Origin of the sequence: Paenibacillus cisolokensis, from assembly GCF_018403665.1 — a bacterium.
GTDB classification, from domain to species: domain Bacteria; phylum Bacillota; class Bacilli; order Paenibacillales; family Paenibacillaceae; genus Paenibacillus_AH; species Paenibacillus_AH cisolokensis.
Map to the genome: position 1 here is coordinate 1 of NZ_BOVJ01000087.1, position 9,034 is coordinate 9,034.

Here is a 9,034-nt window from a genome sequence, read left to right on the forward strand (position 1 = left end):
GCATGTATTAGGCACGCCGCCAGCGTTCGTCCTGAGCCAGGATCAAACTCTCCATAAAGGTAAAGTTGATTGTGCTCATTATTGTTGCTTCCGTCAATTCTCATTGACGGGGCAGTTCGCTCGTTGTTCAGTTTTCAAAGAACAAATGCTGCTTTCGTTTCACCGCCGTTTCAGCGGCGACTTTTATAATATATCACGCTCCCCTGCTAGATTGCAAGTGTTTTTTTTAAATTAATTTTTTCCACAACATAAACATAGTCGGGGTCGCCATCGAATGACATCGGATGACGACCCGTTCTATGAGTTGTCGCGCCTTACGCTTCGTCCGCCCGCTCTCTCATCAGCGGGAACAACAGCACATCGCGGATCGACGGCGCATCCGTGAGCAGCATGACGAGACGATCGATGCCGATGCCGAGCCCGCCGGTTGGCGGCATGCCGTACTCGAGCGCACGGATAAAGTCCTCATCCATCTCATGCGCCTCGTCATTGCCCTGTTCGCGTTCGAGAAGCTGCGCTTCGAATCGCTGGCGCTGGTCGATCGGATCGTTCAATTCCGTAAACGCGTTGGCGTGCTCCCGGGCCACAATGAACAGCTCGAAACGATCGGTAAACCGCGGATCGTCGGCATTCTTTTTGGCCAGCGGGGAGATGGCGACCGGGTGGCCGGTCACAAAGGTCGGCTGGATAAGCGTATGCTCGACAAACGTTTCAAAAACGCATTGACGATATGGCCGAACGTCATATGCGGCTCTACCGGCACATTATGTTCCTTCGCCAGCCGATGAGCTTCTTCGTCGCTCATCTGCACACTGAAATCCACGCCCGTCGCTTCTTTGACCAGATCGACCATCGAAACGCGCCGCCACGGCGGGGCCAAATCGATTTCCTGGCCCTGGTACGTAATGACCGTCGTGCCAAGCACTTCCTTCGCAATATGGGCAATTAAATTTTCAGTCAAGGCCATAATATCCTTGTAGTCGGCATAAGCCTCATACAGCTCGATCATCGTAAATTCGGGATTGTGACGCGTCGAAATTCCCTCGTTGCGGTATACGCGGCCGATTTCGTATACCTTTTCCATTCCGCCGACGATCAGTCTTTTCAGATGAAGCTCGATCGCGATCCGCATATACAGCTGCATGTCCAGCGCGTTATGATGCGTAATGAACGGACGCGCCGCGGCGCCGCCGGCAATCGCATGGAGCGTCGGCGTTTCGACCTCCAGATAACCGAGCGAATCGAGATAGCGCCTCATCGATTGAATGATCCGCGACCGCGTAATGAACGTGCGCTGAACGTCAGGGTTCATAATCAAATCGACATAACGCTGACGATAGCGCAATTCAACGTCTTTCAGGCCGTGGTATTTATCGGGAAGAGGGAGCAGCGACTTGGACAGGACGACGATTTCTTTCGCTTTAATAGAGGTTTCGCCGGTATTGGTCCGAAACACCGTGCCGCGTACGCCGACAATATCTCCGATATCGAGAATCCCGAAAGCGTGGTATTGCGCATCATCCAAGGAATCTTTGCGCGCGTAAATCTGAATCTTCCCGCTCAGATCCTGAATGTGGGCGAATCCCGCCTTGCCCATCCCGCGCTTCTGCATGATCCGTCCGGCTACGCTGACCTCGACGGACAGCGCTTCGAGCTCTTCCTTCGGTAAATGATCGTATGCCTTAATAATGTCTGCCGCCTGATGAGTGCGCTCGAATTTGCCGCCGAACGGATCGATGCCAAGCTTCCGCAGCTCATCCAGCTTGTCTCTCCGAATTTTAGCAGCTCGCTCAGTTCCTGTTCCTGAACTTGCGTTTCCCGCTCCACTTCCATTCACTCCTTAAATATGGCCATGCGGCAAGAAAAGCCTCCGAAAGGAAGCTTTTCGATTTCGAAAGTTGCCGCACAACATTATTTTTTAATATCTACGATTCGATATTGAATAACGCCAGCCGGAACGTTCACATCGACGATCTCGCCTTTCTTTTTGCCCAAAATCGCTTTTCCAACCGGACTTTCATTGGAAATTTTGTTCTGAAGCGGATCGGATTCCGCAGTGCCGACGATGGCGTATTCCATCGTGTCGCCGAATTCCACATCTTCCACGATCACGGTGGAGCCGATGCTGACGGTATCGGTGTCGATCTCCTCATTGTTAATAATGCGCGCGTTGCGAAGCATTTTCTCCAACGTAATGATACGACCTTCGATGAAGGCCTGCTCGTTCTTCGCGTCTTCGTATTCGGAGTTTTCGCTGATATCGCCGTAGCCGATAGCGATTTTGATCCGCTCCGCCACTTCGCGCCGCTTCACCGATTTGAGGTTTTCCAGTTCCTCCTCGAGCTTCTTCAATCCATCCTGCGTCAGAATGATTTCCTTATCGCTCATTTCCGATTCTCCTGTCATATGACATATTTTCATACCGGGCATACACGATTGGCCGAATGTTCATATCGTACGCACAAACCTTGCGCATCATGCCAATTTATGCGGCCTGCGCTGACGTCAGGTTGTGTTCATTGGGTGATTTATACTGCAAGATTATATTCAAATGAACACGGTATGTCAATCGCATCCAGACAAAGGAATGAAAACGCATAACATGTCCGACAGGCAGCCCCGGGAAAGCGGGACTGACCTGTCAATGAACGGCTGCTGCGTCCGATCGCGATTGCGCTTCTTCTTCGCGAAGAGAAGCGACATACTGCTGCAAAATGTCGACCAGTGTATCGCGGCTTGTTTCTTCCATAATCATATCTTTCACCCTTGCGGAGCCTTTCAGGCCTTTCAGGTACCACGCCAAATGCTTGCGCATTTCGCGCACCGCTATCGCTTCTCCTCTTAAGGCGCACAACCGGTCCATGTGCAGAATGGCGATTTCGATTTTCTCTTCCGGCGTCGGCTCGGGGAGCAGTTCTCCCGTCGTCAAATAGTGAACCGTTCGATACAGCATCCATGGATTGCCGAGCGCGCCGCGCCCGATCATAACCCCGTCGCAGCCGGTCAGGTCGAGCATCCGCTTGGCATCCTCCGGCGTCATGACGTCTCCGTTGCCGATAACCGGAATCGAAACGGATTCCTTGACTTCTTTTATAATATTCCAGTCCGCTTTGCCGGTATACAGCTGTTCGCGGGTGCGGCCGTGGACGCTTACCGCCTTCCCGCCGGCCCGCTCGACCGCCTGGGCGTTGCGGACCGCATATATATGCTTGCTGTCCCAGCCGATTCGCATTTTGACGGTAACCGGCTTATCGACCGCATCGACGACAGCCGACACCATTTCGTATATTTTATCGGGATCAAGCAGCCATTTGGCGCCAGCGTCGCAATTCGTCACTTTGGGGACCGGACATCCCATATTGATGTCGATAATGTCGGCGTTCGTCTGTTTATCGACGATTTTTGCGGCTTCGACAAGGGAATGTCGGTCACCCCCGAAAATTTGCAGGCTGAGCGGCTTCTCCCGTTCGTCGACATAAAGCATCTCCATCGTCCGCTTATTGCCGTGCAGAATGGCTTTATCGCTGACCATCTCCGCGCATACAAGCCCGGTTCCGAATTCCTTGGCAATGAGCCGGAAAGCGGGATTGCACACGCCGGCCATCGGCGCTAGCACCACGTTGTTTTTCATTTCGATATCTCCGATTTTCAGCATGCCGCTCCTGTCTCCTTTCGTTTGCCGTGTTGGATACGAACTTTTCCTCACCGGTTATGACAATCGGCTGTCACCCGCTGTCAGTTCTTCGTAACTGATGCCGAGCTGCTCGGAAATCCGTTCAAGCAGTTTCGGATCGGGCTTGCGCGTGCCCCGTTCCAGCGAGCCGAGCACGGCGACCGATATGTCGAGCGCCGAGGCCAGCTCCAATTGCGTGTAGCCTTTTAATTTTCGAAACGCGCGAACGCGTTGTGCCAGTTGATCGTATTCCATAGGGCGATGCCTTCCTTTCCGTCCCTGAGCGCATCTGCGGCCAATTCCGCCACCTGATTGTACAGCGGATGCTCCCGATGAAGCACATCCCGCAGCGGTACGAGCACGAATGCCCGCTCCATCATCCGCGGATGCGGCAGCGTCAGCTCGTCGTCTTCGAACCGCCTGTCATCGTAAAGCAATAAATCGAGATCGATCGTTCGGGGTCCCCAGCGGACGTCCCGGACCCGTCCGAGCTTGCGCTCGATATCCAGCAGCAGGCGCAGCAATTCTCGCGGCGTCAAGGATGTCCGGACCGCGGCGACCATATTGAGAAAAGCCGGCTGCTGCGTGTAGCCGACCGGATCGGTCTCATAAACGGGAGATACCCGGAGCACATCCGCCGCCGGGTGTTCGTTCAGCAATTGAAGAGCTTCAAACAGCGAACGCTCCCGGTCGCCCAGATTGGAACCGAGCGCGACGTATGCGGCTCCCCGCTTCGCGGTTTGCCCGGCCGGCTTGCCGCTTGCGTCCTGCGGCGAGCGTTCAGACGGGAACGACATGTCCATGTTCATCCCGCTTTCTGGTCAATTCGATCGCCACCCCGTCAAATTCCACGTCGAATGGCGGATGTGGTTTGATGACGCGAACCGTCACTTCATTTATCCTAGTATAAGCTTGCAGCACCCGGGATGCAATGTGACCCGCTAAAGCTTCGATCAGCTTGAAGGGAGGGCCTTCCACGATGCTCTTCGTCAGCGCATGCAGCTCCGCGTAATTGACCGTCTCCCGAAGATCGTCCGTCGACGCGGCCGCCGACAGATCGAGCTTCAGCTCCAAATCGACGCGGAATCGCTGGCCGAGTCTGTTCTCCTCCGCATATACCCCATGATATCCAAAAAACTTCATGCCTTTCAATTCGATTCGATCCATCGTCAGGCTTCACCCCTGTAAACCGGGCTTGGCTTCCCTTAGGCCAACCGATAAACGATCGCATCCGTCATGGCGGCTACCCGTTTCATCTCTTTCACATCATGAACCCTTACAATTTGACATCCCTGCGCAATGCCGAGCGCCACCGTCGCGCCCGTCCCTTCCACCGCCTCGTCGACCGGTACGTCGAGCGTCTGCCGGATGAAACGTTTGCGCGAGGTGCCGAGCAAGACCGGGAATCCCATTGCGGCCAATTCCGACAGTCTGCCCATCAGGACGAGATTGTCGTCGTAATTTTGGCGAAGCCGATGCCGGGATCCAGCCATATCCGGTCATCGCGGACGCCGGCATGCCGGGCAAGCTTCACGCTTGCCTGAAGATCGGCCAACACATCCGGCACAAGATCGCTGTAATCCCGAGCGTGGCGATTATGGCTGATGATGACCGGACAATCGTACTCGGCGGCTACGGCCGGCATCCGTTCGTCTCCCTTCAGCCCCCAAATATCGTTGATGATGTTCGCGCCTGCTTCCAGGGCCGCTCTTGCCGTCTCCGCCTTGTACGTATCGATGGAGATCGGCACTTTCGGAAGCGCCTCCCGGACTGCCCGGATGACCGGCAACACGCGGCGCTGCTCTTCCCCGGCATCGACAAATGCGGAGCCCGGACGCGTCGACTCGCCGCCGATATCGATAATGTCGGCTCCCTCCTCGACCATCTCGACCGCCCTGCGGACAGCCTCCTCGACAGTCGTATACCGGCCGCCATCCGAGAACGAATCCGGCGTCGCGTTCAATATGCCCATAATCAGCGTCCGCGAACCAAGCTCAAGCTCCACGCCTCCGCCCAAATCGTAATGGCGAATATGAATCGGCGGTCTCATGAATGTTCTGTGCAATCTGCTCACCTTCCGTTTTGGCAGTTCAGTTTCGAGCCGGGAGACTCCATCGTCAGCGTTCGCCCGACGCGTCCTGGCGATACAACTTGAGAAGAGCGGTTGCGATCGGGCCGGCCGTCCCGTTGCCGACAATATGCGGCGATGCGTCACAGGATGTCAGCCGGGTGACGGGAACGAGCTCCTGAACGGAATTGGTGATCCATATTTCGTCGGCGTCCAACAGCTCGTCATAGCGATAATGGCCTTCCTCTACGTCATACCCGGCCTCTTCCGCCAGCTCCAGCACCCGTCCCCTTGTGATGCCCGGCAAAATGCCGGTATCGGTCGATGGCGTGCATATTTTACGGCCCGACGCGAAGAACAGATTGCTGACGATACCTTCTGCCAGCAGGCCATCGGCCGTGAGCATCAACCCTTCGGTGTTCGCCGCCGCGCCGCTTCGCATCAGTTCCCGCTTGGCGAGCAAACTGTTCATATAATGCAACGACTTGTGACGCACCGAGCCTTCCGGCGTATTGCGCCGCGTACGAAGCAGCCGCAGTTCTTTCCCGCGCACATCCTGCAACGGATCGACCGGCGGCAGCGGCTTTACAAGCAGCAGCTCATTCGGCCGCTCGTAATCGCCGGCAGGAAGCCCGAGACCTTCTTCGCCGGCCGTTATCGTCAGGCGCACATAAGCCTCTTCCAACCCGTTGGACGCCATGACGCGGCGAAGCCATTGCTCAAGCCTGGCCCTGTCAGGCGTATAACGTATGCCCAGCTCCTCGCAGCCGCGGACGAGACGGTCCAAATGCCGGTCCAGCAAATACGGCTTGCCGCCATAGGTCCGGAACGTCTCGAACAGTCCCATCCCGTATAAAAACCGTGATCGTAAACCGAGATCACGGCTTTGCCGGCTTCGACCACAGCTCCGTTAATTCCGATATTCATCGAACCGCATTCGCTTTCATCGACAGGAAATTGCGAAGCAGCGTCAAGCCATGCTCCGTAATGATCGACTCGGGATGAAACTGCACCCCTTCGATCGGATATTCCTTATGTCTCAATCCCATAATTTCGCCTTCGGCCGTCTCGGCGCTTATCTCCAGACAATCGGGAAGCGTGTCCCGCTTGACGATCAGCGAATGATATCTCGTGGCCGTATAGGGAGAAGGAATGCCGGAGAAAATCGTTTTGCCGTCATGATAGATTTCGGATGTTTTCCCATGCATGAGCCGTTCCGCCCTGACCACCTCGCCGCCGAAAGCCTGGCCGATCGATTGGTGCCCGAGACATACGCCCAATATCGGAATTTCCCCTTTGAACCGGTCGATCAGCGAAAGGCTGATGCCGGCTTCGTTCGGCGTACAGGGACCGGGGGAAATCAAAATATGGTCCGGCGCAAGGCGTTCGATGCCTGCCAGATCGATTTCGTCGTTGCGCTTGACGATGACCCGTTCGCCAAGCTCGCCCAAATATTGCACCAAATTGAAAGTAAATGAATCGTAATTGTCGATTACCAGTATCATTCCCGGCGTCCCCTTTCCATCTTGAGCCCGAGGCGGACGCTTTATTCGTCCGCTATATCCATTTTCCGCCGATCGGCCGCCAGAGCCGTTCCGGCCGTCCCGGCGAAACGTTCGCATAAATCTATCGCTTTCCACAGCGCTTTCGCTTTATTCAACGATTCGCGATATTCCCGCTCCGGATCGGAATCGATTACGATGCCCGCTCCGGCCTGTATATATACGACGCCGTTACGGACGGTCATCGTACGTATAATAATATTAAATTCCAAATCACCGCTATAGTCAATCCAGCCGAGCGATCCGGTATACGGGCCGCGCCGCACCGGCTCCAGTTCCTCGATAATTTCCATCGTCCGGATTTTGGGCGCGCCTGTAATCGTCCCTCCGGGGAATGTCGCCGCGACGACGTCGAACGCATCCTTGCCGTCCGCGAGCTTGCCTTCCACCTGGGACACCAGATGCATAACGTGAGAATAGCGCTCGATGACCATCAATTCCTTCACCTGAACGGTCCCATAAGCGGATATGCGCCCCAGATCGTTGCGTTCCAGGTCGACAAGCATAATATGCTCGGCCCGCTCTTTATCATTCGTCCGCAGCTCCTCGGCCATCCGCTCGTCTTCTTCCGGCGTGCGGCCGCGGCGGCGCGTACCGGCGATCGGCCGGGTGGACAGCGTACCGTCCTTCAACTGCACGAGCAGCTCGGGAGATGCCGACACGAGCTGAAAATCGGGACAGCGCAAAAAGCCCATATAGGGAGACGGATTCAGCAGACGCAACCATTCGTATAGCTCCTCGGGAGATGCGTCGACCGGCCGTTCCTGCCTTAACGACAGATTGACCTGAAAGACGTCGCCTTGCCCGATATACCGCTGAATCGCCCGTACCGCTTCCATAAACCGCTCTTTTGAAAAGGGGGACGAAAGACCCGGGAGCGACTCGATGTCGATATGCGGGCTTTGCTCCGCCACATACCGGCCCCGGCGTTCCGCAAGTTTCCGGTCCGCGCCGTCCGGCGATACGATCGTTCGCCACAAATCCCACATTTCTTCCGTCTTCCGCAAAGCCGCCCGGTGAAAAGCCTCCAGCTCCGCATCGCCAACCGCCCTGTCCACATGCGTATGAACGGCGCAGATTACTTCCCGCTCCCGATGATCGACGATCCACAATTCGTCCACACGCATAAACAGGTAGTCCGGAAGGTCCAAATCGTCATGCGCCAAAACCGGCAGCCGTTCGATCGAACGGACGACGTCATATCCCCAAAATCCGGCGCAGCCTCCGGTCCAGTTCGGCCCGTCCTCCAGCCGCGGTCCCGTATAAGCCGCCATCCACCGTCTGACGACGTCGAGCGGTTTGCCGTTATAGGCCGTCCGCTTCCCCGTCGACAGGTCAATCTCCTCGGCCGCTTCTCCTTTTCCCCGGATGACGGCGGACGGGCGGATCGCCAAATACGTATACCTTCCGTCCTTGCCGCTCTCCAGCACGATCGCATACGGGGAAGCGGCTTGCCACGCTTTCGTCCACGTCCAGCCCGCAGCCGGCGACGCTTCGCCGAATGTCCACGACCGTTTGCTGAGCAGCGGCAGCGTCGTATATTTGCCTTCATTGCGCCACCGTTTCCATTGCTCCAATGACGTCGCTTCCACTTGCCGCTCCCTCCACCCGATTAGCCTGCGGCATTTGCCGCCCGGCCTTGTTGCAAGCTAGTATACCGAATCGACAGAAAAAAGAAAAGCGGCGGAACGAAAGCCGCCCAAAACAGAGGCAGCCCCCGGCCGGCGCCGG

The 9,034-nt window shown here is 56.2% G+C and carries 8 protein-coding genes, 1 rRNA gene and 2 pseudogenes; all 11 read right to left on the bottom strand.

The genetic code is table 11. The features are described from left to right. Positions 1–58 (bottom strand): 16S ribosomal RNA (locus tag PACILC2_RS12680); the annotation flags it as partial. Between the two features lie 256 nt (positions 59–314). Further along, positions 315–1,833, bottom strand: a pseudogene (gene lysS, locus PACILC2_RS12685) (lysine--tRNA ligase). A gap of 78 nt (positions 1,834–1,911) precedes the next feature. Further along, positions 1,912–2,388 (bottom strand): transcription elongation factor GreA, encoded by a 477-nt coding sequence (greA, locus tag PACILC2_RS12690; protein WP_062489569.1) that lies wholly within the window; start codon positions 2,386–2,388, stop codon positions 1,912–1,914. A 253-nt stretch (positions 2,389–2,641) separates the two neighbouring features. Continuing rightward, positions 2,642–3,655 (bottom strand): tRNA dihydrouridine synthase DusB, encoded by a 1,014-nt coding sequence (dusB, locus tag PACILC2_RS12695; RefSeq protein ID WP_062489571.1) that lies wholly within the window; start codon positions 3,653–3,655, stop codon positions 2,642–2,644. Positions 3,656–3,709: 54 nt separating this feature from the next. Further along, the gene (locus PACILC2_RS12700) at positions 3,710–3,928 is read right to left on the bottom strand and encodes a helix-turn-helix domain-containing protein (protein ID WP_062489573.1); all 219 of its coding nucleotides are present in this window, start codon (positions 3,926–3,928) and stop codon (positions 3,710–3,712) included. Then, the gene (gene folK, locus PACILC2_RS12705; RefSeq protein WP_082655488.1) at positions 3,880–4,470 is read right to left on the bottom strand and encodes a 2-amino-4-hydroxy-6-hydroxymethyldihydropteridine diphosphokinase; all 591 of its coding nucleotides are present in this window, start codon (positions 4,468–4,470) and stop codon (positions 3,880–3,882) included. The genes PACILC2_RS12700 and folK overlap by 49 nt, the downstream gene beginning before the upstream one ends. Further along, complete coding sequence (gene folB / locus PACILC2_RS12710; RefSeq protein ID WP_062489575.1) at positions 4,454–4,840, bottom strand: dihydroneopterin aldolase; 387 nt, start codon at positions 4,838–4,840, stop codon at positions 4,454–4,456. Before folB ends, folK begins: the two co-directional genes overlap by 17 nt. A gap of 38 nt (positions 4,841–4,878) precedes the next feature. Continuing rightward, a pseudogene (folP, locus tag PACILC2_RS12715) lies at positions 4,879–5,723 on the bottom strand (dihydropteroate synthase). Between the two features lie 67 nt (positions 5,724–5,790). Beyond that, positions 5,791–6,588 (bottom strand): aminotransferase class IV, encoded by a 798-nt coding sequence (locus PACILC2_RS12720; RefSeq protein WP_307860577.1) that lies wholly within the window; start codon positions 6,586–6,588, stop codon positions 5,791–5,793. A gap of 76 nt (positions 6,589–6,664) precedes the next feature. Next, on the bottom strand, positions 6,665–7,246 hold the full coding sequence (gene pabA / locus PACILC2_RS12725; protein WP_062489582.1) for an aminodeoxychorismate/anthranilate synthase component II: 582 nt from the start codon (positions 7,244–7,246) through the stop codon (positions 6,665–6,667). Between the two features lie 41 nt (positions 7,247–7,287). Continuing rightward, positions 7,288–8,895 carry an anthranilate synthase component I family protein gene (locus PACILC2_RS12730; protein WP_213529055.1) on the bottom strand — a complete coding sequence of 536 codons (1,608 nt, stop codon included), beginning with the start codon at positions 8,893–8,895 and terminating at the stop codon, positions 7,288–7,290. Positions 8,896–9,034: the final 139 nt, after the last annotated feature.